23 protein-coding genes and 2 tRNA genes are annotated in these 24112 nt (G+C 36.8%); 8 read left to right on the plus strand and 17 right to left on the minus strand.

The window, feature by feature from the left end; all coding sequences use genetic code 11:
• The first annotated feature begins 128 nt into the window (after positions 1 to 128).
• From ACN0U3_RS09555 to ACN0U3_RS09565, 3 genes are all read left to right on the plus strand, one after another.
• The gene (locus ACN0U3_RS09555; protein WP_417266035.1) at positions 129 to 1973 is read left to right on the plus strand and encodes a T9SS type A sorting domain-containing protein; all 1845 of its coding nucleotides are present in this window, start codon (positions 129 to 131) and stop codon (positions 1971 to 1973) included.
• A 101-nt stretch (positions 1974 to 2074) separates the two neighbouring features.
• A complete protein-coding gene (locus tag ACN0U3_RS09560) occupies positions 2075 to 3436 on the plus strand; it encodes a pyridoxal-phosphate dependent enzyme (protein ID WP_417266036.1) in 1362 nt (453 codons plus the stop codon).
• A 55-nt stretch (positions 3437 to 3491) separates the two neighbouring features.
• Positions 3492 to 4217: an ABC transporter substrate-binding protein gene (locus tag ACN0U3_RS09565; protein WP_417266037.1), complete on the plus strand. Its 726-nt coding sequence runs from the start codon at positions 3492 to 3494 to the stop codon at positions 4215 to 4217.
• Here ACN0U3_RS09565 and ACN0U3_RS09570 read toward each other — a convergent pair whose 3' ends face one another.
• Positions 4218 to 5543, minus strand: a complete 1326-nt coding sequence (locus ACN0U3_RS09570; RefSeq protein ID WP_417266038.1) for a hypothetical protein — start codon at positions 5541 to 5543, stop codon at positions 4218 to 4220.
• Positions 5544 to 5679: 136 nt separating this feature from the next.
• On the opposite strand from ACN0U3_RS09570, the gene ACN0U3_RS09575 reads away from it, so the two are divergent.
• On the plus strand, positions 5680 to 6234 hold the full coding sequence (locus ACN0U3_RS09575) for a 1-acyl-sn-glycerol-3-phosphate acyltransferase (protein ID WP_417266039.1): 555 nt from the start codon (positions 5680 to 5682) through the stop codon (positions 6232 to 6234).
• 83 nt (positions 6235 to 6317) lie between these two features.
• Here the strand turns inward: ACN0U3_RS09575 and ACN0U3_RS09580 are convergent, their stop codons facing one another.
• The 6 genes from ACN0U3_RS09580 to rsfS form a co-directional block, all read right to left on the minus strand.
• Positions 6318 to 6575 (minus strand): hypothetical protein, encoded by a 258-nt coding sequence (locus tag ACN0U3_RS09580; RefSeq protein ID WP_417266040.1) that lies wholly within the window; start codon positions 6573 to 6575, stop codon positions 6318 to 6320.
• Positions 6576 to 6612: 37 nt separating this feature from the next.
• Positions 6613 to 7278, minus strand: a complete 666-nt coding sequence (locus tag ACN0U3_RS09585; RefSeq protein WP_417266041.1) for a phosphatidylserine decarboxylase family protein — start codon at positions 7276 to 7278, stop codon at positions 6613 to 6615.
• Positions 7279 to 7383: 105 nt separating this feature from the next.
• On the minus strand, positions 7384 to 8199 hold the full coding sequence (locus tag ACN0U3_RS09590; RefSeq protein WP_417266042.1) for a phosphatidate cytidylyltransferase: 816 nt from the start codon (positions 8197 to 8199) through the stop codon (positions 7384 to 7386).
• Complete coding sequence (locus tag ACN0U3_RS09595) at positions 8192 to 8449, minus strand: putative signal transducing protein (RefSeq protein WP_367182421.1); 258 nt, start codon at positions 8447 to 8449, stop codon at positions 8192 to 8194. The genes ACN0U3_RS09590 and ACN0U3_RS09595 overlap by 8 nt, the downstream gene beginning before the upstream one ends.
• Entirely contained in the window at positions 8403 to 10556 is a 2154-nt protein-coding gene (gene ftsH, locus ACN0U3_RS09600; protein WP_417266043.1) for an ATP-dependent zinc metalloprotease FtsH, read from the minus strand. Before ftsH ends, ACN0U3_RS09595 begins: the two co-directional genes overlap by 47 nt.
• Before the next feature lie 9 nt (positions 10557 to 10565).
• Complete coding sequence (rsfS, locus tag ACN0U3_RS09605) at positions 10566 to 10940, minus strand: ribosome silencing factor (protein WP_299201242.1); 375 nt, start codon at positions 10938 to 10940, stop codon at positions 10566 to 10568.
• Positions 10941 to 11005: 65 nt separating this feature from the next.
• Between rsfS and ACN0U3_RS09610 the strand changes: the two genes are divergently transcribed.
• Complete coding sequence (locus ACN0U3_RS09610; protein WP_417266044.1) at positions 11006 to 11743, plus strand: biotin--[acetyl-CoA-carboxylase] ligase; 738 nt, start codon at positions 11006 to 11008, stop codon at positions 11741 to 11743.
• Here the strand turns inward: ACN0U3_RS09610 and ACN0U3_RS09615 are convergent.
• Together ACN0U3_RS09615 and acs are read right to left on the minus strand one after the other, a co-directional pair.
• Positions 11737 to 11991, minus strand: a complete 255-nt coding sequence (locus ACN0U3_RS09615; protein ID WP_417266045.1) for a hypothetical protein — start codon at positions 11989 to 11991, stop codon at positions 11737 to 11739. The two genes, ACN0U3_RS09610 and ACN0U3_RS09615, sit on opposite strands and share 7 nt — an antisense overlap.
• Before the next feature lies 1 nt (position 11992).
• Entirely contained in the window at positions 11993 to 13897 is a 1905-nt protein-coding gene (gene acs, locus ACN0U3_RS09620) for an acetate--CoA ligase (protein ID WP_417266046.1), read from the minus strand.
• A 71-nt stretch (positions 13898 to 13968) separates the two neighbouring features.
• Here acs and ACN0U3_RS09625 point away from each other — a divergent pair, with 71 nt between their 5' ends.
• Complete coding sequence (locus tag ACN0U3_RS09625; protein WP_417266064.1) at positions 13969 to 14631, plus strand: HD domain-containing protein; 663 nt, start codon at positions 13969 to 13971, stop codon at positions 14629 to 14631.
• Between the two features lie 161 nt (positions 14632 to 14792).
• On the opposite strand, the gene ACN0U3_RS09630 is transcribed toward ACN0U3_RS09625, so the two are convergent.
• The 7 genes from ACN0U3_RS09630 to proS all read right to left on the minus strand — a co-directional run bounded on the left by ACN0U3_RS09630 (position 14793) and on the right by proS (position 19829).
• On the minus strand, positions 14793 to 15983 hold the full coding sequence (locus tag ACN0U3_RS09630) for an OmpA family protein (RefSeq protein ID WP_417266047.1): 1191 nt from the start codon (positions 15981 to 15983) through the stop codon (positions 14793 to 14795).
• Positions 15973 to 17007 carry a uroporphyrinogen decarboxylase gene (gene hemE / locus ACN0U3_RS09635; protein ID WP_417266048.1) on the minus strand — a complete coding sequence of 345 codons (1035 nt, stop codon included), beginning with the start codon at positions 17005 to 17007 and terminating at the stop codon, positions 15973 to 15975. The genes ACN0U3_RS09630 and hemE overlap by 11 nt, the downstream gene beginning before the upstream one ends.
• A 116-nt stretch (positions 17008 to 17123) precedes the next feature.
• Positions 17124 to 17375, minus strand: a complete 252-nt coding sequence (gene rpsT, locus ACN0U3_RS09640) for a 30S ribosomal protein S20 (protein ID WP_299201262.1) — start codon at positions 17373 to 17375, stop codon at positions 17124 to 17126.
• Positions 17376 to 17403: 28 nt separating this feature from the next.
• Positions 17404 to 17475 (minus strand) — tRNA-Glu (locus tag ACN0U3_RS09645).
• A gap of 54 nt (positions 17476 to 17529) precedes the next feature.
• A tRNA-Glu gene (locus ACN0U3_RS09650) sits at positions 17530 to 17601 on the minus strand.
• A 74-nt stretch (positions 17602 to 17675) separates the two neighbouring features.
• On the minus strand, positions 17676 to 18356 hold the full coding sequence (locus tag ACN0U3_RS09655) for a hypothetical protein (RefSeq protein WP_417266049.1): 681 nt from the start codon (positions 18354 to 18356) through the stop codon (positions 17676 to 17678).
• A 3-nt stretch (positions 18357 to 18359) separates the two neighbouring features.
• Positions 18360 to 19829 carry a proline--tRNA ligase gene (gene proS / locus ACN0U3_RS09660; protein ID WP_417266050.1) on the minus strand — a complete coding sequence of 490 codons (1470 nt, stop codon included), beginning with the start codon at positions 19827 to 19829 and terminating at the stop codon, positions 18360 to 18362.
• Between the two features lie 144 nt (positions 19830 to 19973).
• Here proS and ACN0U3_RS09665 point away from each other — a divergent pair, with 144 nt between their 5' ends.
• Together ACN0U3_RS09665 and ACN0U3_RS09670 are read left to right on the plus strand one after the other, a co-directional pair.
• Positions 19974 to 21062, plus strand: a complete 1089-nt coding sequence (locus ACN0U3_RS09665) for a hypothetical protein (protein WP_417266051.1) — start codon at positions 19974 to 19976, stop codon at positions 21060 to 21062.
• A gap of 18 nt (positions 21063 to 21080) precedes the next feature.
• On the plus strand, positions 21081 to 22559 hold the full coding sequence (locus tag ACN0U3_RS09670; protein WP_417266052.1) for an OmpP1/FadL family transporter: 1479 nt from the start codon (positions 21081 to 21083) through the stop codon (positions 22557 to 22559).
• Here the strand turns inward: ACN0U3_RS09670 and ACN0U3_RS09675 are convergent.
• Positions 22549 to 24087: a hypothetical protein gene (locus ACN0U3_RS09675; RefSeq protein WP_417266053.1), complete on the minus strand. Its 1539-nt coding sequence runs from the start codon at positions 24085 to 24087 to the stop codon at positions 22549 to 22551. The two genes, ACN0U3_RS09670 and ACN0U3_RS09675, sit on opposite strands and share 11 nt — an antisense overlap.
• Positions 24088 to 24112 lie beyond the last annotated feature (25 nt).

Genomic DNA, 24112 nt, shown 5'->3' on the forward strand with positions numbered 1-24112 from the left:
TGCAGCAAAGCAGATTGAGATGCTAGGTGTTGATAATTAGTTTGTCGCCGGTATTTACTTGTTTTAGCATTCCAATGCATCCAGTAATCTCATACTTAATTTACCTTATTTTTCACTAAATTTGTAAAATGAAGAACTTATATTCAATCATTACAGTAGTGTTTATATCGGGTTCACTTTTCCTTTTTGGACAAGAAAGTGAGTCCTTAAAAGCTCAAAAAACACAAGGGAAATACCTTGGTTTATCAACTCCAGTGCGTGATTTACCTCAAATTCACGATGAATCATCTATGATTTATTACAATGACGAGGCGAAAGTACGAAAGAATAGAGTGCGTCCAAGTTATGTGGATTCAACAGCATTACCCATTCAATACGATCCTTTAATGAAAGGAAAAGGAATGGCTGTCAAGATGTATGGAGAAGTAAATTTATTGCAAAACTTTGACGGAATGAATGGAGGTTTTCCGCCAGACCCTTCAGGTGCAGTAAGTAACGATTATTATGTTCAGGCGGTTAATACTGCTTATCGAATATACAATTTAGACGGGACCCCAGCAACAGGTATTATTCAGTTGAGTAATTTATGGCCTGGTTCTTCTAATTCGGGAGATCCGATTGTACTTTGGGATAGACATGCAGAACGATTTGTAGTGACGCAATTCCAAACAGGTTCAAATGAAATTCTTTTAGCTGTTTCAGAAACAAGCGATCCAACAGGAGCATATCATTTGTATGCATTTTCTTTCCCTAGTTTTCCGGATTACCCAAAGTACTCCGTTTGGTCAGACGGATATTACATGACTTCAAACACGAGTAGCAAAGCCGCAGTTGCATTCGAACGTGACAAAATGCTTGTTGGTGATCCAACAGCTTCGATGATTTCTCTGGATTTACCTTTCCTGTTTTCTGGTTATGGGTTTAAAAGCGTCTTACCTGCTGATGCAGATGGTGATTTACCGCCTTATGGTACGCCAATCAGTATGTTCTTATTTCAAGATGATGCCTGGAGCAATGGAATACAAAACGACCATATTAAGATATTAAAAATGGAAGTCGATTGGGATACGCCAAGCAATTCATCGATTACGGTGGACCAAGAAATCAATACTGCACCATTCAATTCAGTGTTTACCAATTCATGGGATGATATTGAACAGAAAGGAACGAGTCAGAAACTGGATGCGATAGCTTCTGTTTTTAATTATCGTGCACAGTACTTAAAATGGCCAGGTTACAACACAGTATTGCTGTGTAAAGTCGTTAATCTAGATGGACAAATGACCGCTGGAATTCGCTGGTATGAATTGAGACAAGATACAGACAATATGGATTGGGAAATTCACCAAGAAGGAACCTATTCAGTCAATGATGGCAATAGTCGATTCTTGGGAAGTATAGCTATGGATTATAATGGTCATATAGGAATGGGCTACTCTGTTTCAGGTCCAACAGAATATGCTGGACTTGCAGCAACGGGAAGATTCGCAGATGATCCTTTAGGAGAATTTACCTTCAGTGAAACATGGGCGCAAAAAGGCTTGAGTTATCAAACAACCGCCAATCGTTTTGGAGATTATTCACACATGTCTTTATCGCCAAATGGTCAAGAATTTTGGTATACCGGAGAATATATTGGATATGCTTCATCAAGAAAGACGAAAATTTTCTCATTTAACCTTCAGAATCAATTAGCACTTGATGCTAAAGATAAAGTAAAGGAGCCAACGTTGACTTTGATGCAAGATGATGAATCTATCATTGTTAATGGATTGAACCTTCCATCGTCTAAAGAGTTTTATGTCGATTTATTTGACATCAACGGGAAGCAAATTTCAGCGCACAAAAAAGCGGTGGTGAATGGCGAGTTGAAAACAAAATTTGATAAATCTGGACTTTCAAATGGCGTATACATGGTCCGTATTGGAAAGGAAAATTTTATGCGCGTTGAAAAAATTGTGTTGTACAAGTAAAATCTTCTTTATAAAGTCTTTATCGTGTTGACTTTGTTATATTTCCTTAAGAATAGTTTTTCTTGAGCTAAGACTTCTTATCTTTGCAAAAAACTAATGAGATGAAAATTTACAACAACATATTAGAAACAATTGGGAATACGCCTTTAGTTAGATTGAACAAAATCACAAAAGACGTTGAAGCAACTGTATTGGCGAAAGTTGAAACTACGAATCCAGGAAACTCAGTAAAAGACAGAATGGCTTTAAAAATGGTTGAGGACGCAGAAAAAGCGGGTCTTTTAAAGCCAGGAGGAACAATCATTGAGGGTACATCTGGAAACACAGGAATGGGACTTGCTTTAGTAGCCATCATTAAAGGATACAAATTAATTTGTGTGTTGAGTGACAAGCAAAGTAAAGAGAAGATGGATATTCTTCGTGCAGTAGGTGCCGAAGTTGTCGTTTGTCCTACCAACGTAGAGCCTGAAGACCCACGTTCATATTATTCAGTATCTAAAAGATTAGCAGAGGAAACGCCAAATTCATGGTATGTTAACCAATACGATAACTTATCAAACCGTCAAGCACATTATGAACAAACTGGTCCTGAAATTTGGGAACAAACAGACGGGAAGATTACTCACTTTGTTGTTGGAGTTGGTACTGGAGGAACGGTATCAGGAATTGGAAAATACCTGAAGGAGAAAAATCCAGACATCAAGATTTTAGGAATTGATACTTATGGCTCAGTTTTTAAAAAATACCATGAGACTGGAATCTTTGATGAAAACGAAATTTATCCCTACATCACGGAAGGAATTGGAGAAGATATTCTACCGAAAAACGTAGATTTTGATGTTATTGATCACTTTGAAAAAGTAACAGATAAAGATGCAGCTATTTATACCCGTAAAATCGCTTTAGAAGAAGGGATCTTTGTGGGGAACTCTGCAGGTTCTGCTGTTAAGGGCTTGTTGCAAATGAAAGACATGTTTAAAAAAGACGATGTTGTTGTGGTATTGTTCCATGACCACGGAAGTCGATATGTTGGGAAAATGTTCAATGACGATTGGATGAGAGATCGTGGATTTCTAGAAGAAGGTCATCAGTCAGCTGAAGATCTATTAGAACATCATAAAGACCAACCTCTCGTTACTATAGGTGTTGAAGAACTGGTTTCTCATGCCGTAGCGAAAATGAGAACTTTTAAAATATCTCAAATTCCTGTAACTAAAGATGGAGAATTTGTAGGAATGATTGATGAAACAGCTTTGATTAATCAAATCGTTGATAACGAACAAATCAAAGACGAAGCTATAGGGAATATTATGGGACCAAAACTTCCTGTGGTGAAGCCTAATGCAAGCATCAAAGAGCTCTCTAAATTGATCAACAAAGATGTGCCAGCTGTATTGGTAGAGTTAGAAAATGGTAAGTTCCATATTGTAACAAGACATGACGTAATTAGCGCAATGTCTTAAGACTTCAATGTTTAAAGACCAATTAGGAAATACAATTAGATTAGAAAAGGAACCGATGAGAATTGTCTCATTGGTTCCTTCTCAAACAGAATTGCTTTATGATCTTGGGTTAGGCGATCGAGTAGTGGGAATCACAAAGTTTTGCATCCACCCTGAAGAATGGTTTTATTCTAAAAATCGTATTGGAGGAACCAAAGATGTAAACCTAGAAAAAGTAACTCAACTACAACCTGATTTAATCATTGGAAATAAAGAAGAGAACACTAAAAAGGACATTGAAGCTCTTCGCAAAATTGCCCCTGTTTGGGTGAGTGATATTTATGACCTAGCGGACAGTCTGGAGATGATTCAACAGATTAGTGAAGCATGTAGGGTTGTTCAACGAGGAGAAGAAATTGTCCAGCAAATTCAAAGTAATTTTAACACATTAGTGCCTTTTGAGGAGGCTCCAAAGGTCGCCTATTTTATTTGGAAAGATCCTTATATGGGAGTTGGACAAAATACTTTTATTCATCATGTATTGAATAACCATTTAGGGATGAATAATATTTTGGGAGACCAAGAACGTTACCCCATTGTAGAGTTAGAAAACTTAAAAGACCTCGATTATGTGTTTTTAAGTACGGAACCGTATCCGTTTAAAGAAAAACATTTTGCAGAATTTCAAGCTTACTTTCCTAAAGCTAAAATTATGCTTGTTGATGGAGAATACTTTACTTGGTATGGTTCACGATTGATTAATGCTCCAACGTACTTTAGAAGCTTGATGAAGGAAATGTAATTACATAAACATCAAGGCAAACTTAACCAGCTCAACAGTCATCATTTTACCATCTTTTAGTTTCACTTTACCTTCAATAATTAAGTCATCATCCTTACCATCGATGGTGTGAATGTCAAAATACGAGATGTTTTCCATGAATAACTTTGTGTACTTTACCTGTGGCATAACATTAAAAATTTGAGCAATTATTCCTTCCCCTTCTACCTCTAATACAACAGAAGGATTTCCTTTCATAAAAGGCAGAATTTGTGTTTGGCGCAGTTCAATTTCTGGAGATTCGGTTACTCCAATAAAAATTTCGTGATCAGAAATCTGTTTGTAATAATATGGGATGCCTCCAATTTCGATGACTTTCTTGTTGATTACCTGCATATTGTAGGTAGAAGAGTCGATTGAGCTTAATTGGTCATCGATGTTGACGATGGTATCAAAACGTAAAATCCAATCCAATTTAGGCAAGTAGGCAATCGACCCATCAATATTTTGGATTGAAGAACCGTAAATCATCATTTGTTGAGAAGTTACTTCAGGAACGTCGATGTTGACTTCGTCGAAAATGAGTTTGAAAAATTTATAAATACTGTCTGGAAGTTTACCTGATTGAAATTCTAGAAATGGTCTGTTTGGTGTTTTTAACATGTGGTATTTTTCCACAGAAAAATTGAGACCTTGGTTTTTCTTTCCCACACCATTTAAACTGACTTTTTCATTGTTGAATTGAATGTCGAGCTCTAAATCTTGGATATAAGTGTGCTTATTTCCCTTATAGTTCAGGCGCATCATTTCAGATTGAACCAAGTCTCCATGCCCTTTTTTATTCGAAAAACGATCAGCAAAAGATTGTGCATATTGAATAAGTTCTTCATCAGCATCTTTTTTCAGGGTGAGTATCATGCCCTGCTTACCATTGCTGGCTTTAATGATGTTCTTTCCTTCAGGAGAAAAATCTTGAAAAGCTTTGTGGTTTGAAAGGTTGAACAACAATCCTTGTATTGGAATATTTCTCCAGATATCGTAGAAAAAAACCACCTCGCCGTTATACATAATGCCATTCGATTCACTGCGCTTTGATTGCGTAGCTTTTTCCAGTTGCTTTATGTCTTTTGAATTAAATTCTGTTTTGTATAGCGCATCAAAAAGAAATGTTTTGATCAGCTGTTCGGTGTTCAAACTTACAATTACTTCAACTTCATCAGGAAGAAACTGCTTCAATGATTCATTCTTTACTGGAAAAGAAACAGTAAGAAACACAGCCGTGATCCAAAAGAATCCGACAAAGATGATAACAGCAGTAATGCGTAGAAGACGATTATATTTGTGCACTATCGTAGAAGTATTGTGATTAAAAAATTAACTTTGTGTTTAGTGTTTTACTGTATAAGGTAAAAGTAGTGAATTCGATTTACATTTCGAATGTGTGCGCGCTTTTTTATCTTTTTTCAATTGAAAATATACAATTATGGGAAAATTTGCATTATGGATATTAAGGAGAATGGGGTGGACGATCAATGATAATCCTGAAGGTGTTGATAAAGCGGTGATTGTGATGGGACCTCATACCAGCAATTGGGATTTTATTATCGGTAAACTGGCTTTTATGCATTATGGTGTGAAAGGCCGCTATTTAATTAAAAGTGAATTGTTTTTTCCTCCTATGGGTTGGATTCTAAAAGCGCTTGGTGGTATTCCTGTCAACCGTAAAAAGAACAATAATTTTACAGATCAAGCGGTGAAGTATTTTGAAGAGAATGATTCCATGTACATGGTTTTCACCCCTGAAGGAACCAGAAGTTATAATCCAAACTGGAAAAAAGGATTTTATTACATCGCTTTAAAAGCAAAAGTCCCGATTTATATAGGGTATATGGACTACCCTTCGAAAACTGGTGGGTTTTTAGAGTTGTTCAAACCGACAGGAGATATCGATAAGGACATTGCATTCATTAAAAAAGAATTGAGTCAGTTTAAAGGTAAATTTCCAGAACAAGGTATTCGTGCGGTTGAAGATGAATAGAAAATCCTTTGTAGGAGAAACAGTAGAGAACTAAAAAAGGGATTAACATTTGTTAATCCCTTTTTTAATATCATATTAAGTGACTATTTTTCAGCCTTTTTCTCTTTGCTACAACATGCTTTTTTGGCTTCTTTCGAACCACATGATTTTTTCGCTTCAGCTTTACCTTCTTTAGAAGTTGCTTCTGCTTTTTTCTTGCAACAGTCTTCTTTTTTACAATTCTTTTTGTCTTCGCAATCAGCAATCTCAGTCGATTGGATTCCGTTAGCCATTGCAGTAGAAGTGAGTCCGATCGTTCCTAAAAACAATCCCATTGTTAAAATCATTAGTGTCTTTTTCATCTTATATAGTTTTATAATCGTATCAAAAATAGAATAATTATTTTAATTCACCAATTTTAGTTATTCTTCCTTTAACAACATCCCCAATCTTAACATCAATCTGGGTATCTAGTGGCAATAATAAGTCGATTCTCGAACCAAATTTAATAAATCCAAATTCTTCTCCTGCTTTGGCTTGATCTCCTGGTTCAACATAATAACAAATCCTTCTGGCTAATGCTCCTGCAATCTGTCTAAACAAAACTTCTTTGCCGTTTTTATGCTCTATTACGAAGGTAGTTCGCTCATTATCTGTTGAACTTTTCGGGTGCCAAGCAACTAAAAATAACCCCGCATGATATTTTGCATATTTCACTAATCCTGAAATAGGATTAAAGTTAGCATGTACGTTGAGCGGTGACATAAATATTGAAATTTGTATTCTTTTGTCTTTGAAATATTCGGTTTCTTCAACTTCTTCGATGACAACAATTTTTCCGTCTGCAGGACAAATAATTTCATTTTCCTTTTCAATATACTTGATGTTGGGTACTCTAAAGAATTGAATAATCAAATACGCCATAACCAAAACCCCTATGGTAAGTATCGCGTATAACCACCAATATCCCAAAATGGTCCATAAATAATAGTTTAATCCTTGTATTGCAATCAAGATAATTAAGCCTATCGTAATGATGAGATATCCTTCTCTGTGTAATTTCATTGAATCAAATTTATATAAATCTGTTCGTAAAATTAACCTAATTCGGAGAATAGGAACTTTTTTCTAATGAGAAATGTATAAAGTGTTGATTTTTTAGTAGAGTGACTAAAAGAATATGATCAATAATAAATAGAAAAATGGCGTAGCATAGATAACAGCGTCAAATCGGTCGAGTATTCCTCCATGACCTGGAAGTATTGTCCCAGAGTCTTTGACATCGACTAAACGTTTGAATCTCGATTCAATGAGGTCACCCAAAATTCCTGCTGGAGAAACAATCGCGGCTGAAATCATCCAGAATAAGTAGTTCTCGGTAGTGAAATAAGCATAGATTCCTCCTGCGATAATGGTAAACAAAAATCCTCCAACTGCTCCTTCCCACGATTTTTTTGGAGAAATTCGTTCAATTAATCGGGTTTTCCCAAAAGAACGGCCAGTTAAATAAGCAAAAGTATCATTGGTCCACACCATGATGAATAATCCCAATACGAATACCCATTGTGCTTGGTCAATAACTTCAAAATTGAAGATTTTAAACATTAAATAGAATGGAATCATCACGTATATCCAAGGGAAAAATGTGATGGTTAAATCGAGTAGGGGGTTCTTTGCTTTGCTGAAAACTACAGCGAGAAAAGGCAAGAAAATTAATGGGATATAAACCAGTTGAAGGTCAAATTCAATAAGGTTCATTTCTTTTAATACTAGACTGACGTAAAGGATTATTCCTCCAAGTACACCTGCTCCAGATTTAGGAGTTACAAGGGTAGATTTTGCAAAGAATCGATAGAATTCAAAAAGTCCAACAGCCATAAAAAAGCCTAAGACGATTGCAGTAGCATTACTGCCTACAAGAAAGGAACTAATGATGATAGATACAAAAAGAGCGCCCCAAATAGCACGTGTTACTATGTTATTCATTCGGTTTATCTATAATATACTTAGCACGAATAACGTCATTTTGGTTCACATAGAGTTCAATTTGGCCAAAATTATTATAAGAAGTGTCCATCTTATTAATTAAAATAACATGGACACCTTCTTCTTCTAACTTGAGTTTTATGATCTGCGCCAAATACAATTCGGAAGTACGAAAGACTAATTTATTTTGATCAAATTCAGTATTATTGGGAAGGATCTTCTGAATCCAGCTTTTTATCTTCTTCCACATAATTGTTTTCTTTCTTTTGACCTTCTCCCTTGTTGACTTGGTCTATAGATGTAGCTCCTGTGTCTTGAACCTCTACAATTGTCGCGTCTTCAGCAGAATCTCTAGCCTCTTGGTCAGCCACCTTGATTTTCTCAGCAGGGGTAAGTTTGTCCCATGGACGCTCACCAAAAATGGCTATTAAGTCTTCCTTAAAGATCACTTCTTTTTCTAATAGCTTTTCTGCTAAGAGGTTTAACTTGTCTTGATTAGTTGTTAAAATCTCTTTGGCTCTGGCGTATTGCTCTTCAATCAATTTACTTACCTCTTGGTCAATGATTCTGTTGGTTTCCTCAGAGTATGGTTTTGTAAACTGACTTTGACCTTGTGAGTCGTAGAAAGAAATATTACCCACAACTTTATTTAAACCGTATATTGAAACCATTGCATAAGCCTGCTTAGTTACCTTTTCGAGGTCGCTTAACGCTCCAGTTGATATTTTACCAAAAGTAATTTCTTCAGCAGCTCGTCCACCCAGCGCGGCACACATTTCATCCAATAATTGTTCGGTTGTTGTAATGCTTCGTTCTTCAGGTAAGTACCATGCAGCACCTAGTGATTGACCTCGTGGTACAATGGTCACTTTTACTAATGGATGTGCATGTTCCGCCAACCAAGATACAGCTGCGTGACCTGCTTCGTGGAAGGCAATAGCACGTTTTTCATCTTTAGTGATGATTTTGTTTTTCTTTTCTAAACCACCAACAATTCTGTCCACAGCATCTAAGAAATCTTGTTTTTCTACTGCAGGCTTGTCTTTACGAGCAGCAATTAATGCAGCTTCGTTACAAAGATTAGCGATATCTGCTCCTGAGAATCCTGGGGTTTGTTTGGCTAAGAAATCAACATCCATCTCCTTGGCCAATTTAATGGGTTTTAAATGAACGTTAAAGATTTCCTTTCTTTCATTGATGTCTGGCATGTCAACATAAATCTGACGGTCAAAACGACCTGCACGCATCAATGCTTTATCCAAAACGTCTGCACGGTTAGTTGCAGCAAGAATAATTACTCCTGAATTGGTTCCAAAACCATCCATCTCTGTGAGTAATTGATTCAATGTGTTTTCACGCTCATCGTTAGATCCCATATTGTTGTTCTTTCCACGCGCTCGTCCAATGGCATCAATCTCATCAATAAAAATAATTGAAGGAGATTTCTCTTTGGCTTGTTTGAATAAATCTCTAACACGTGATGCACCAACTCCAACAAACATCTCAACAAAGTCAGAACCTGACAATGAGAAGAAAGGAACGTCAGCTTCACCAGCAACAGCTTTCGCCAACAATGTTTTACCTGTTCCTGGAGGACCAACCAAAATAGCTCCTTTCGGAATTTTAGCCCCCAATTCAGTGTATTTCTTCGGGTTTTTCAGGAAATTAACAATTTCTTCAACTTCTTCTTTTGCACCTACTAATCCTGCTACATCTTTAAATGAAACGTCTGTTCCTTTTCCTTTTTCAAAAACTTTGGCTTTAGACTTTCCAATGTTGAAAATTTGACCACCGGCACCACCACCAGCACCTCCAGACATTCTTCGCATGATGAACATCCATATCGCAATGATGATGATAATGGGCAATAAGAAGCTGAAAATCTGTCCAACATAGTTGTGTTCTTCATCTACTTTATAAGAAATAACGTCAAAACCTTCTGCTTTACGCAGGTCATTGATGGCCTCAAATTCCTTAATGAATGCCTCGGTTGAAGCAATATCAAATGAAAACTGAGGGGATGCAGATCCCATGGTTTTTCCTGAGTTGTTGAGGGCACGTTTCATGACTTCAAAATCCGCTCCTGTAAAATCTCCTTGAGTAACTGCTGTTCGTCCAGATTCAGTGATTCTGAAATCAACACGACCTACATTTCTCCATAGAATTGTGTTTTCAACATATCCTTCTTCCATTAAGGTTAAGAAGGTCTGTTTGGATTGTAATGTTTTGCTTGTTGAAGAACCCATAAAAAGTTGGATTCCAATGATTGCAATACCAATTGCTGCATAAATCCAGTAAATAGAATAAGGATTCTTTTTGCCGGGTTTGTTTTGTTTATTTTTATTTTCTTTTGCCATTTCTTAGGTTTATTGATTCGCTATCTGACGTTTTTTTCCATCAGCCCATAAATCTTCTAATTCATAATAATCACGTACATCTTCATGGAAAATGTGAGCCACAACATTTACATAATCTAACAATACCCATTGCGCATTGTTCTTACCTTCTTGGTGCCACGGCTTTTCTTTAAGTGTTTTACGTGTAGAACGCACTATAGCGTCCGCAATTCCATCGATTTGAGTCGAAGAAGTTCCACTACCAATAACAAAAAAATCTGTTACCGCATTTTCTACCTCTCTTAAATCAATTACAACTATATCCTCTGCCTTGTTATCTTGCATTCCTTCAACGATAACTTCACAAAGTTTTTCCGAGTTTATTTCTTTTACTATTTTTATCATTCCTTTTTACTTGCGCACAAAGCTAATTAAATTTTAATTTTGAGCCCTCACTTTTAAGTAGTTTAATGATTATGCATAAAGCTTATGTTGGACAAAAAATCATACATCTTGAGTGCGTCGACAGTACTAACAACTATACTGCCAATGTGTTCAAATCAGGTGCGATTGACTCGGGTACTGTAATTCTGACAGATATACAAACAAATGGCAGGGGGCAACGTGAAAAAGCGTGGCAATCTGACGCATTTTCTAACTTGTTGGTGAGTGTTGCGGCAGACCTGAATTTATGGAAAATTAACAATATTATTTCTTTGAATCACATCGTTGCTTTGGCGCTACGCGAATTTTTAAGCAAACATGCTTCTGATGTAAAAATTAAATGGCCCAACGATATCATGATCAAGGGGAGAAAAGTCGCTGGAATTCTTATTGAAACCCAAATGACTTCAGTTCAACGGAAATCTGTAATTGGTTTTGGCGTGAATATTAACCAGACCTCTTTCGAAGCGCCAAGAGCTACGTCTTTGTTTTTGGAATCTTCAAAGTTACACCAACCAAAAGCCTTGCTTTTTGAAGCCATTGATGCCTTAAATTACTTTATCGACTTGTATCATGAACATGGAGAGTTTTACCTTTTTGAGCAGTATAATGAGCACTTGTGGAAACGAGAAGAGCAGCACTTATTTCATTTCAATGAACAAGAAAAAGCTGGGAAAATTGTTTCTTCAACCATGGAAGGACAATTGGTTATTGATTTTGAAGAAGAGGTGAAAAACTTTTCTAACGGTGAAGTGATTTATTGATCGATACGCTTTTCTTGTGCTTCAAAAGCATTTATTTTTTCTTCTAAAATTCGCACACTGTCTTGTGCTGTTGTTAAATCATATTGAAGGACTTCTGTAAAACTTTCTAAATATTGAAATTTCTCCTCTACCTGGTCGATTTGTTCATTTAACTTCACGTTTGTATTGTGTAAATAAATGTTCCATGAAAACAATGATAGCATTAAAACAGCCATTGAAATAAGGATCATTTTTTGTGTTGATTTCATTTTAATCTTTTTTATTGTCAATAATGTCCTGAACTGCTTCTGGATTCAATAAAGTTGAAGTATCGCCCAGATTCTCCATTTCATTAGCAGCTATTTTTCTCAAAATTCGACGCATAATTTTTCCTGATCTCGTTTTCGGAAGACTTACAGTAAATTGAATTTTAGAAAGTTTTGCAATGGGACCTATTTGGTCGGCAATGGAGTTGTTGATGGCTATTTTCAATTGTTCTTTTTCTTGCTCACTGATTTCACGTTTTAATGTGATAAATCCGTAAAGGGCATTTCCTTTGACGTCATGAGGATAACCAACAATGGCCGATTCTGCAACAATTTCTTGCTCGTTTATGGTGTTTTCAATAGGGGCTGTTCCTAAATTATGACCTGAAACGATAACCACATCATCTACACGACCAGTAATTCTATAGTATCCTGCTGGATCACGTAAGGCGGCATCACCTGAAAAATAATACCCAGGGTAAGCTGAGAAGTAAGTGTCAAAATATCGCTTATGGTCGTTCCAAATAGTTCGCGCTATTCCTGGCCATGGAGTTTTGATGCAAAGTTTACCGTTGGTTAGGTTCCCTTCTTGTTCTACTCCATCATCACTCATTAATACAGGTTGAATTCCTAGTAAAGGAAAGGTAGCAAAGGTTGCTTTCGTTGGGGTGGAAAACGGAATGGGAGAAATCAATATTCCCCCAGTTTCTGTTTGCCACCAAGTATCCACAATCGGACAGCGTTCTTTACCAATGTGGTGATAATACCAGTTCCATGCTTCGACATTGATGGGTTCTCCTACTGAACCTAAAACTTTTAATGATGATAAATCATGTTTCTCGACATGTTTGATGTCTTGCTTGGCCAAAGATCGAATTGCAGTGGGGGCAGTGTAAAACTGATTGACCTTATGTTTTTCGATAACTGCCCAAAATCTATTGTGATCTGGGTAGGATGGTACACCTTCGAATATAAGGGTTGTGGCGCCGTTCAATAATGGACCATATAAAATATAGGAGTGGCCTGTTATCCATCCAATATCTGCAGTACACCAGTAAACATCATCTTTTTCATACTGGAATACATTGGCGAAAGTATGTGCAGTATAAATCATGTATCCTGCAGTGGTATGGACCATTCCTTTAGGTTTTCCTGTTGAACCTGAAGTGTAAAGAATAAATAAAGGATCTTCGGCTTGAACTGTTTCGGCAGGACAATGTACACTTACATTTTGGGTTAAATCTTCCAAGTATACATCCCGACCTTCTTTCATTTTTACTTTGCAATGTGTTCTCTTGACAACAAGAACGGTCTTCACAGAAGGTGAGTCCTCTAGTGCTTTATCTACAATTCCTTTTAGATTAATTTCTTTCGCACCTCGGTAAGAGCCATCGGCACAAATAATCATTTTGCAGCTTGCGTCATTTACACGCGAAGCAATGGCAGTCGAAGAATAACCTGCGAAAATCACAGAATGAATAGCCCCAATTCTAGCACATGCTAACATGGTATATGCCAATTCTGGAATCATGGGCAGATAAATACAAACCCTGTCACCCTTTTGAATACCTTGTTCTTTTAAAACATTCGCCACTTTATTGACTTCCTCATAGAGTTTACGATAAGTGATGTGTTGGGCTTTTTCTTCTGGTGAATTGGCTTCGAAAATAATCGCTGTTTGATCCCCGCGCTCATCAAGGTGCCTGTCTATACAGTTTTCAGTAATGTTGAGTTCCGCACCTTCAAACCATTTGATGTCGGCTTTGTGCATGTCGGCATTCATCACCTTATCCCATTTTTTCTTCCATTGAAAACTTTCTGCAATCGCTCCCCAGAAACGTTCGGGGTCTTTGAGGGCCTTTTCTTGAAATTTAAAATATTCGGGTAAGTTCTTGACTATATATTTCATGGTTTAATCTTTTACAGTAGGACTTAAATTTACTAATATTGTTTGAAATTTATTCAAATCCCTAGTTTTTGATGCAGAAATTATCTAAAAAAGACAGAAAAAAGGTGATTCAATCTATCGTAGAAGAGATTCGATCGCAATTTGAACACGAAGGAACAGGTCATGATTGGTACCATATTGATCGTGTTAGAAGAATTGCTTTGGAGATTCAAAAAGAAGAGGGAGGGGACCCATACGTTGTTGAACTAGCTGCATTATTACACGATGTTTCAGACCATAAATTTAATGGTGGAGATTTTGATTTAGGGGCAAATATTGCCGATCAACTGATGCAAAAATACAATGTTGAAGGGCAAATTAGAGAGCATGTTGCTGATATTGTAAAAAATGTTTCTTTCAAAGGCAGTGGAGTTGAAGACCAAATGAAATCGATAGAAGGTAGGGTAGTACAGGATGCTGATCGGATCGATGCCATTGGGGCAATTGGTATAGCTAGAACTTTTGCTTATGGAGGTGCTGTAGAACAAGCGATTTACGACCCAAATATTTCGCCGAAGGAAAATCAATCAATGGAAAGTTATGTGAATGAACGAAGTCATACCATCAATCATTTTTATGAAAAGTTACTGTTGCTAAAAGACAGGATGCATACACGAAAAGGAAAGTCAATCGCAGAAGAACGTACCAGATTTATGGAGGCTTTTTTAGATCAATTTTATAAAGAATGGGGGTAAGAATAGCTGTGCTTTATGCTTGAAAATTCTTCGACATAAATATTCCTTGAACAAACTTTGTATAGGCATGCAGTGATTCAGCCAAAAGTTACAAGATTAAATGGAGCAAAAAAAAACACGCTTCTGGAAGGAAGCGTGTTTTTACGTAAATTTTATAAGGACTAAAGAACTCTAAACGATACACGTCTGTTTTTAGCAGCCTTTAATTTTTCATCATCAGTTTCTGTAAGATAAGGAGAAGGTTTTGAGTTTTTAGCGTCTTCAATAACGAAACGATCAGGACTAATTCCTTTTTCTTCCATTAAAGTACGGACATACTCAGCTCTTCTTAAAGAAACAATCTTTTCAGCAGGATTTTCCGCTTCTTCAGCATCAGAGTGTCCTGTTAATTGCACCTTAATATCTGGGTTTTCTTTCATTAATGACGCCAGTTTGTCAAGTGTTTTATTTCCATCCATCTGCACATCATATCTTCCGAAAGCATAGTAAATTCCATGTTGTTGGATTTTATCTTTCACAGACATGTTGGGTGTGATTTCTGGAGCGCGTTGGTAAACAGTAGAAGTTCTAACATTCGCTTCATCTGCATAGTTACAATCACATTTTTCGTTTGCGCCTAAAGATTGAACAGAAATATCGTCGATATAATAGTATGCTGCGATAATTTGAGTTCCTTTAACATCTCTTGGTTTACGAACACGTTCGGTTTTAATATCAGCATCTAACGAAAAGTTACCAATGGTAATAAATTTCTCTTTACCAGTTGCTATATATTCACCACACACTAAATCCCAACCATACATTCCATCAAAAGCTTCTTGCTTTGGGTGTTCAACATGGATTTCTTCATTTTTCAAAATGATTGCTGGTATTTTGTTATCAGTCCCGATAGGTTTTCTTGAAAAGTGAACCCCCAGTCTATTTGCTGAATATTTAGAAAGCTCAGCCAATGAAGCATAGAATTGAACCTTATAACGCATCCCTTTAATCATTGGTGATTTTAGTTGTGCAGTCAAATAAGTTCTGTTTTCTTTTTCACGGTAAGAATACGCAATAATTCCTGCGTAGTTGATTCCATCTTTGGGCTCTTCTCTACCGTAAACATTGTTTGGTGTTTGGATGTCTGGCATTCCAGCATCAGCGGAGAATAAATCTGCTCTACTTCCAGTTGCTGAAACCCAACCATCTGCACGTTCGATATCACCAAGTCTTCTTAGCTTTCTACTTTGTGCATCTTCAAAGCTCGGGTTGTTGACTAAATTTTCACCTTCTTGAGCTGCAATTGAAAAGGTAAGCATCAATGCAGGTAGGGTAAAAAATAATCGGTTTAATTTTCTGCTTTTAAATTTCATAGTCTTTAACGGTTTTAATAAATGTTTTGACTTTGTTTGGGTCAATATCTGGATAAACTCCATGTCCCAAATTTACAATATGTCTTTTACTTTCAAAACTATCTAACATATTAATAGTTAGTTGTTCTATCTCTTTGTGACTAGTGTATAAAGCGCAAGGGTCTAAGTTACCTTGTAGAGTTTTGTTTTCACCTACAAGTTTTCTTACCTCTGCAGCATTCATATTCCAATCTAACCCTAAAGTATTACAGTTAGATTGTGCTAAGTTGGGTAATGCAGCATACGCACCTTTTGCAAAAAGGGTTACAGGAACACCTTTAATTGCATCAGCGATCTTGTTCATGTACTTTAATCCAAATTCTTCATATTGCTTTTGTCCTAGAATTCCAGCCCATGAATCGAATACTTGAATAAGGTCTGCACCTGCAGTAACTTGCATTTTTAAATACCTAATCGTCACTTCAGTGATACGGTTAAGCAACTCGTGTGCCAAAGTAGGATTTTGATAAAGCATCTTTCTAGCTTCCGAGAAGGTTTTGGATCCTCCACCTTCTACCATATAACAAAAGATTGTCCAAGGCGCTCCAGCAAAACCGATTAAAGGAACACGTCCGTTTAACTCTTTCTTTGTGATTTCTAGAGCTTCTTTAACATATCCCAAGCGATCTTCAACATTGAAGTCAGTTTGTCCATGTTGAATAAGGTCAGCTTCACTCTTTATGGTCTTTTCGAAATAAGGACCAACTTTTTCAACCATTTGATATTCTAATCCCATTGCTTCGGGAATTACCAAAATGTCTGAAAAAATAATTGCTGCATCCACACCAAGGTGGTCTACGGGTTGAATTGTTACCTCCGCTGCTAGTGCAGGAGTTTCAACTAATTCTTTAAAACCACTTAAAGAATTTCTCACGGCTCTGTACTCAGGTAGTATCCTACCTGCTTGGCGCATTAACCAAACGGGATATCTTTCGATGTTTTCTCCACGTGCCGCTCTTAAGAGTAAATCATTTTTAAAATCCATAGTAACAAAGATAATGAATCGTTATTGATATTAGACCAGTCGGTCGATAAAAAGTATAGATATAACAAAAATGGGAGCCTAAAAATAGACTCCCATTAAATATTGTGGAATATCAATTACAATTTCGCTACGTGTGCTGCTAAACCAGATTTAAGGTTAGCTGCTTTTTTCTTGTGAATGATATTTTTCTTAGCTAATTTATCAAGCATGCTTGAAACAGAAGGTAAAAGCTTTTCAGCTTCCTTTTTATCTGTTGTTGCACGTAAAACACGAATCGCATTACGTGTTGTTTTATGCTGATATTTGTTGCGAAGAGTTTTCGCTTTATCTGATCTTACTCTTTTAAGTGCTGACTTATGATTCGCCATAATTTATTTTGTTATAATATTTAAAAAGTAGCCCATAGGAGAATCGAACTCCTGTTTTCAGGATGAAAACCTGATGTCCTAACCACTAGACGAATGGGCCATTAAATCAATCAATTTTTGTTTATAGAAAATATTCACGCTTGAATATTTTGAGTAGCCCATAGGAGAATCGAACTCCTGTTTTCAGGATGAAAACCTGATGTCCTAACCACTAGACGAATGGGCCATTGTTTCTTTCAAAAATCGGAGTGCAAATATATGTGCAATTTCTAATAAAACAAAACTATTTTCAAGAAAAAATTAAATATTTTTTTCTTCTTCGTATTGAAACTTGAATCCCAGTCTTTTACCTGTTTTTAATTCTTGGGCGGAAGTTGAAGATTTTATTTGCATTACGTTAACGATACTCACGTTTTGATAGGGAGGAGTGTGTAAATCGAACTCAGCAGCATGTTTAACCGAGATTTCAAAAATCATTTTCATTGCTTCTTCGTTGAATTGATTTGAACGAATGTTTCTAAAGAGATAGCCTAATTCTCCTTTACCTTCAACCATAAAGTGGCCATCTTTGTTGATGAAGATTCTTCCTATTAAATACCCTGCATCATTCATACGCTTTTGGAGAAAAGAATCTGCAAGGAAATTGTAAACGTTGATTACTCCGAAATAACCGCGTTCTTTATCTTCTTCTATATAGGAGTTCTTCCAAATGCTAGAATTATCAGGAAAGGTAAATACGTTGCTGTGCATATTAAAGACAAGAACGTCGCTTCCTACGTACGCATGTGTTTCGAAATCTCCATTGTCATCGTACTTTAAACGTACTCTTTCGTCATTGATTTCCTCTTTAAAGGCTTCTAATTCTGCTTCAATGATTTTCCTGAACTTGCAATACTGTTTCAGGGTCTTCTTGTAGACTTCCTGTTTTAATATTGAACGGCTTTTAAGCAGCTCAACAATGTTTTTATTTTGAACTTTCATTTTTTAATAGGCTTTAGCAAACAAAACTCTTTTTGTTGAAGGTTTTCCTGTAAGGATACATTTACCTTCTTCCTCTTTTGCATCTAAAGGAATACAACGAATTGTCGCTTTGGTTTCTTCTTTGATTTTGCTTTCTGTCTCTACAGTACCATCCCAGTGGGCTGATATGAATCCTCCTTTTTCTTCTAAAGCTTTTTTAAATTCTTCGTAAGTATCCACTGATGTTGTATTCGCAGTCCTGAAATCTTTTGCTCTATTGAAAAGATTTTCTTGGATTGACTCAAGCAGCTCGGCAATGTAGTTCTCTATTCCGTCCCAGTCAACAACATTTTTCTCTTTCGTGTCTCTTCTTGCCACTTCTGCTTTGTTGTTTTCTAAATCACGCGGTCCAATCGCTACTCGTACTGGAACTCCTTTTGCTTCGTATTCAGCAAATTTCCATCCTGGACGTCGGTTGTCATCATCGTCGTATTTAACAGAAATACCTTTTGATTTAAGAACTGCAGACAATGCGTTTACTTTTTCAGAAATAGCAGCCAATTGTTCTTCTGTCTTATATATAGGTACAATAGCAACTTGAATCGGGGCTAGTTTTGGAGGTAAAACCAATCCTTCGTCATCAGAGTGAGTCATGATTAATCCACCGATTAGTCGCGTAGAAACTCCCCATGAAGTTGCCCAAACATGCTCTAACTTTCCTTCTTTGTCGGCAAATTTAACATCAAATGCTTTCGCGAAGTTTTGTCCTAAAAAGTGTGAAGTCCCTGCTTGAAGCGCTTTACCATCTTGCATCAATGCCTCAATACAGTAAGTTTCATCAGCACCTGCAAACCTTTCCGATTCTGTTTTGAATCCTTTAACCACTGGCATTGCCATGTAGTTTTCTGTGAAGTCCGCATAAACCTTTAGCATTTGTTCAGCCTCTTCAATGGCTTCTGCTTTTGTGGTGTGGGCAGTGTGACCTTCTTGCCATAAGAATTCAGAGGTTCTCAAGAATAAACGGGTCCTCATTTCCCAACGGACAACATTGGCCCATTGGTTGATCTTCAAGGGAAGGTCACGGTAAGATTGAATCCAGTTTTTAAATGAATTCCATATAATTGTTTCAGAAGTTGGACGTACAATTAATTCCTCCTCAAGTTTTGCTTCTGGATCAACAATTAACTGTCCTTCGTCTGTGTTTTTTAATCTATAGTGAGTAACAACTGCACATTCTTTTGCAAAACCTTCCACATGTTGGGCTTCCTTATTGAGGTAAGACTTGGGGATAAATAAAGGGAAATAAGCATTTGAGTGACCTGTTTCTTTAAACTCAGCGTCTAAAACGGATTTCATATTTTCCCATATTGCATAACCATAAGGTTTGATGACCATGCAACCACGAACGTCTGAATGCTCTGCTAAATCAGCTCTTTCGATAACTTCATTATACCATTTAGAATAGTCTTCAGATCTTTTTGTGTACTTTGCCATAATTGTGGAACAGTTTTTGTTAATTTTCTCTTAAATTATTAATGTTCGTTTATTTTCAAACCAACATTTCTAGTTTACAAAAATAAGAACACAATTTGGAAAACCATCCAAAATGTTGTAAGTTTAACTTAAAGCAGAATGATTATGAAATTAAAAGGACAATTTTCGATGTTAATAGGAGCAGTGGCGATTTTATCGTCTTGTTCAAATTATGAATATATTTCTGAGAATGACGTTTATATGCAAGCGCCAACAGAAATTAATTTAGAGGAGGATGAAAATGATCTTACTTCATTCAATGCTTTTAAGGCACGTGAGAAAGGGATTTATAAAGATGAGTACCGAGACCCACGTGTAAACGAACGTGTAAGAATGAATCAATTAATGATTATGAATGCCTACACACCTTTTGGAATGGGCTTTAGTCCGTACTTCTCTCCGTATGGTACTTATAGAAATGGACCAATTGGCTTCCATGGAATAGGAATGTACGGAAACTATACGGTTGGACATCAAGGTATATTCGATGGTTTTTATAACCACTATGGATTTGGATACAGTCCTTATGGGTATGGTTACGGATATAATCCTTATGCATACGGATATGGCTATGGTGTTCATGGCTATGGTTATAATCCTTATTACTACGCAGGTGGACATCCATACTACGGAAATCAAAATCAAGGTGGTGTAACAAACAGTCAGCCAGTATATTCTGGAAAGCGTAATGCTTTAAGTTCTTCTTCGAACCGTTCTAGTAGTTACCCAAAGACGAAAAGTTTTACAGAAGTATCCTCGAACACAAGTTATAATGTCAATGACCAAACTTTAGGGACTTCAAGAAGAGGGGTAAAGAAAAGTTACGCAAGTAGCAATGCTTACGCAGGAAGTACAGGTGTAAATAAAAGCTCGTACAGTTCAACTCAAATTAAAAACACTACATCTAGAGCAGGTTCTGTTCACCGCAGTACTGCAAATCGCAGCTATTCTCCGAGTGAGTCTGCAAGACGCTCTGGAGCTGTTCAGACGCAAAGAAGTGTTAGGGTTAGTAGTTCTTCAAGCCATAGAGGTGTGAGCTCTTCACCTTCTCAACGTACGAGTGCAAGTCCAGTTCAGTCTAGACCTCAGTCACGTAGCTCTTTTTCAACAAGCGGAAGTACAAGAGGGACGGTTGCACCATCATCGAACAGATCTTCTGGATCAACAAATTCAAGTTCAGGAAGAAGAAGATAAGAACACTAAAAAATGAACATGAGAAAAGTCGTAAAAACAGCCTTTTTGGTCCTGTTGTATCAGTTTTCTTTTGCCCAAAATGAAATGGATGTGTTGCGTTACAGTACCACAGATGTTTTTGGATCTGCCAGGTTTGAAGCCATGGCAGGTTCATTTGGTGGGCTAGGAGCAGATATCAGTGCAATGCAAATTAACCCTGCTGGAATGGGGCGATTCTCCTCTTCACGTGTAGCGGTGAGTTTTAATAACAGCGTGATGAGCAATCAAACAACTTACAATGGTCGTGAAAGCGCTTCAAATCATAATAAGTTTACCTTAAGTAGTGCTGGTGTAGTTTTTACTACTGATCTTTCAGAGAAAAATATTGGAAGAAGGTATAGTCAAGTGACCCTAGGTTATACACGATTGAAGAACTTCAGCAATTCCATTCGATATGAAGGCCAGAACTTTTATTCTTTGCTGGACGTTTTTGCAAATGATGGAAGGGGAATAGACCCTGAGTATATTTATGATGAACGTCCTTTTACAACTGGATTAGCCTATGATGTTTTTGCGCTGGATTATGATATGAATGGAAATTATATTTCCCGTTTAACCATGGGAGATATGTACCACGACCGTGAAATCAATACAGGTGGAGGAATAGGTGAATTTCATATTGGTTATTCCGAAAACTATGGGAATGTATTCTATTATGGTGGAAGTATAGGAATTAGAAGAGTAAAATACGACGAAAACTATACACATAGCGAACGTCTGCTCGACACCGTAGGGACAACATTGCGTTCTTTCGATTATAGGTACGAACAATATTCAACTGGGACAGGACTGAATCTTAAATTAGGTGTGCTATTTTTACCATCAGAGCAGATTCGATTAGGCTTGGCTTTTGAATCTCCAACAGTAGTAGGGATGAAAGAAGAATGGTCGGCAAATATGACGGCAATGCACGATGATGGTTTGAAATCGGTGCTTCCAGAATATGTTCCGGTAGGAAGATTTGACTACCGTGTGAAGACACCAATGAAGTTACGTGCATCTTTTGCTTATATCTTGGGATTGCGTGGAGCGATTAATGTGGATTTGGAAATGGCGAGACTACCAGGAGGAATGCTTAGGCCATCGAATGATTTACAGTCTTCAGCCAGTGCATATACTTTTGAATATGAAAACAATGAAGTTGAAGCTCAGTTCCGCACTATCTTAAACACCCGAATTGGAATGGAATACATGATATTCCCTGATTTTTTCTTACGTGGCGGAATTGCAATTTTGCCGCAACCCTACAAAAAAGAAATTGGGAATATTAATACTCCGAATATGACCTATTCAGGTGGAATAGGGTGGGAAAGCAAGAGGTTCGCTGTTGATTTGAGTTACCGAGTGCTGAGTTTAAGTAGCGATTATTATGCTTTCGATCCTTCTAAAATAGAAAACAGAGCAGAGTTCAATACGAATGTGCATAATATCGTAATTACTGCAGGTTTTAAGTTTTAGGATCTACCTTTTGTTTAACCAAGTCGGTAAATAACTCTCCAGTGATTTTAGATTCTAACCAAGACTTCACATCGATGTAGTCTAAGATGACCCTTTCATTTTCATCTTCTAGAAGAGTGTTGATTTGTTTCAACGTTTCCTTATATATAGGAATCGTTTCTAATTGTGTTGCCGTTTTCGCAATCTTCTTAATTTGCCTGATGAAGACCTTTTCGATTTGATGATCTCTTTTGGTCTTGTTTAAATACCTGATCGCTGAGTTTGAAGAGTATTCCAAATAATCATAGTTAGTTAACTCGAAATGCAATAATAAATTTAAAATACGTGAGAAACTGTAAATGTCCTGACGTAATTGTTGTTCATTGTCGTTGAGGATGAGGTTGATAAACTGTAGGGCATTTTTATAGTCGCTCATTGCAAACAAAGTGTAGGCTGCATTAAAGTAGAACTTTATTTGGTGCTCTTTGCTTGAACGTTCAATCAACTCCTTGTTTTCTTGGTATCCATTTTCAAATACCGCTAAAGATTTGTCGAATTGTCCTTGTAAGTTGTAAAGGTGCATCTGATCTGTCAATAAGATGTTGTTGATGCGCAATGTCAGATGTAAGGATTTAAACCCTTTCTTTCCTTTGAGCCCTTTGATTTGCTGAATCATTTCGTGAGCCATTTCAAAGTTCTTCTCATTGGTATAGCTCTGCATTAAATGGAAGAGCGTAAGCACATACCTCTGAGCTAAGTCTACTTTGATTTTCGGATTTTGGTCTAAAATCAAGCGAACACGGTTAAATTTGGTGTAGCTTAATTCAAAATCTCTGCTGGTAGCAGCACATAAACCTTGGATATAGTAACAAATTGACGCTGCTCTTTTTGAAAGCGCAGTGTTTTTTCCTTTGATTAATTCATGATTGGCGATTTCATCCACCGTTCTCCTCTGTTCTTCGTTTTTAGCGAATCCATCACTTCTAAAAACCGCGTTAATACGAGAATAAAGTATGTGGTAGGCAGCCAAATTTCTTAACTTATCAATGACTAAACTTTCTTCCGCAATGATGTTGTTTAAATCGATATCAAAATCACCAGATTCATAAGATTCTTCAGTGAGTACCTTTTCCCATGAAATTAATTCGATGAGGAAATAAAACTCTTCGTGTTCGTGTGCAATTTTTTTGGCGCGCTTCAAAAACTTTTTGGCTTCTTTGTGAAGGGCTTTGTCATATAGTAACTCAATGTTTTTAATCTCTTGCTTTAAGATACTTGAAGTAGATTGTTCTCCGTGAAACTGTCTTAAACTTTTAAGGATCAGCTTGTACAAGTGATTTTTCTCCGAAGGCAAGTGCTTGATGAAGCGTTCTTTTTTGAAGTGCTCCTTTACTTTGGCTTCGTCGTAAACAGATTGACTGTCGATAAAGTCAAATAATTTAAAGTAATTTTTTTCTCCCGACTGAATAGACGAAGAGAGTTTGAAAAATCGTTTTTCTGACTTGGTCAGCGATTTAATTAAATGAAATAATTCATTACTTGGTTTCATGAGAAAACATGAGTTTATTTATGCT

Origin of the sequence: Brumimicrobium sp. (assembly GCF_048268645.1) — a bacterium.
Classification (GTDB): Bacteria; Bacteroidota; Bacteroidia; order Flavobacteriales_D; family Crocinitomicaceae; genus Brumimicrobium; species Brumimicrobium ulvae.

Excerpts from the sequence above, each read along its gene's own strand:
- ACN0U3_RS09595 (WP_367182421.1), bottom strand. The coding sequence starts at position 8,449 with ATGTGGAAGAAGATAAAAAGCTGGATTCAGAAGATCCTTCCCAATAAT.
- ftsH (WP_417266043.1), bottom strand. The coding sequence starts at position 10,556 with ATGGCAAAAGAAAATAAAAATAAACAAAACAAACCCGGCAAAAAGAAT.
- rsfS (WP_299201242.1), bottom strand. The coding sequence starts at position 10,940 with ATGATAAAAATAGTAAAAGAAATAAACTCGGAAAAACTTTGTGAAGTT.
- ACN0U3_RS09630 (WP_417266047.1), bottom strand. The coding sequence starts at position 15,983 with ATGAAATTTAAAAGCAGAAAATTAAACCGATTATTTTTTACCCTACCT.
- ACN0U3_RS09655 (WP_417266049.1), bottom strand. The coding sequence starts at position 18,356 with ATGAAAGTTCAAAATAAAAACATTGTTGAGCTGCTTAAAAGCCGTTCA.
- ACN0U3_RS09675 (WP_417266053.1), bottom strand. The coding sequence starts at position 24,087 with ATGAAACCAAGTAATGAATTATTTCATTTAATTAAATCGCTGACCAAG.
- ACN0U3_RS09625 (WP_417266064.1), top strand. The coding sequence starts at position 13,969 with ATGCAGAAATTATCTAAAAAAGACAGAAAAAAGGTGATTCAATCTATC.
- ACN0U3_RS09575 (WP_417266039.1), top strand. The coding sequence starts at position 5,680 with ATGGGAAAATTTGCATTATGGATATTAAGGAGAATGGGGTGGACGATC.
- hemE (WP_417266048.1), bottom strand. The coding sequence starts at position 17,007 with ATGGATTTTAAAAATGATTTACTCTTAAGAGCGGCACGTGGAGAAAAC.
- ACN0U3_RS09665 (WP_417266051.1), top strand. The coding sequence starts at position 19,974 with ATGAAATTAAAAGGACAATTTTCGATGTTAATAGGAGCAGTGGCGATT.
- ACN0U3_RS09615 (WP_417266045.1), bottom strand. The coding sequence starts at position 11,991 with ATGAAATCAACACAAAAAATGATCCTTATTTCAATGGCTGTTTTAATG.
- ACN0U3_RS09590 (WP_417266042.1), bottom strand. The coding sequence starts at position 8,199 with ATGAATAACATAGTAACACGTGCTATTTGGGGCGCTCTTTTTGTATCT.
- ACN0U3_RS09565 (WP_417266037.1), top strand. The coding sequence starts at position 3,492 with ATGAGAATTGTCTCATTGGTTCCTTCTCAAACAGAATTGCTTTATGAT.
- ACN0U3_RS09555 (WP_417266035.1), top strand. The coding sequence starts at position 129 with ATGAAGAACTTATATTCAATCATTACAGTAGTGTTTATATCGGGTTCA.
- ACN0U3_RS09585 (WP_417266041.1), bottom strand. The coding sequence starts at position 7,278 with ATGAAATTACACAGAGAAGGATATCTCATCATTACGATAGGCTTAATT.
- ACN0U3_RS09560 (WP_417266036.1), top strand. The coding sequence starts at position 2,075 with ATGAAAATTTACAACAACATATTAGAAACAATTGGGAATACGCCTTTA.
- proS (WP_417266050.1), bottom strand. The coding sequence starts at position 19,829 with ATGGCAAAGTACACAAAAAGATCTGAAGACTATTCTAAATGGTATAAT.
- ACN0U3_RS09580 (WP_417266040.1), bottom strand. The coding sequence starts at position 6,575 with ATGAAAAAGACACTAATGATTTTAACAATGGGATTGTTTTTAGGAACG.
- ACN0U3_RS09610 (WP_417266044.1), top strand. The coding sequence starts at position 11,006 with ATGATTATGCATAAAGCTTATGTTGGACAAAAAATCATACATCTTGAG.
- acs (WP_417266046.1), bottom strand. The coding sequence starts at position 13,897 with ATGAAATATATAGTCAAGAACTTACCCGAATATTTTAAATTTCAAGAA.
- ACN0U3_RS09670 (WP_417266052.1), top strand. The coding sequence starts at position 21,081 with ATGAGAAAAGTCGTAAAAACAGCCTTTTTGGTCCTGTTGTATCAGTTT.
- rpsT (WP_299201262.1), bottom strand. The coding sequence starts at position 17,375 with ATGGCGAATCATAAGTCAGCACTTAAAAGAGTAAGATCAGATAAAGCG.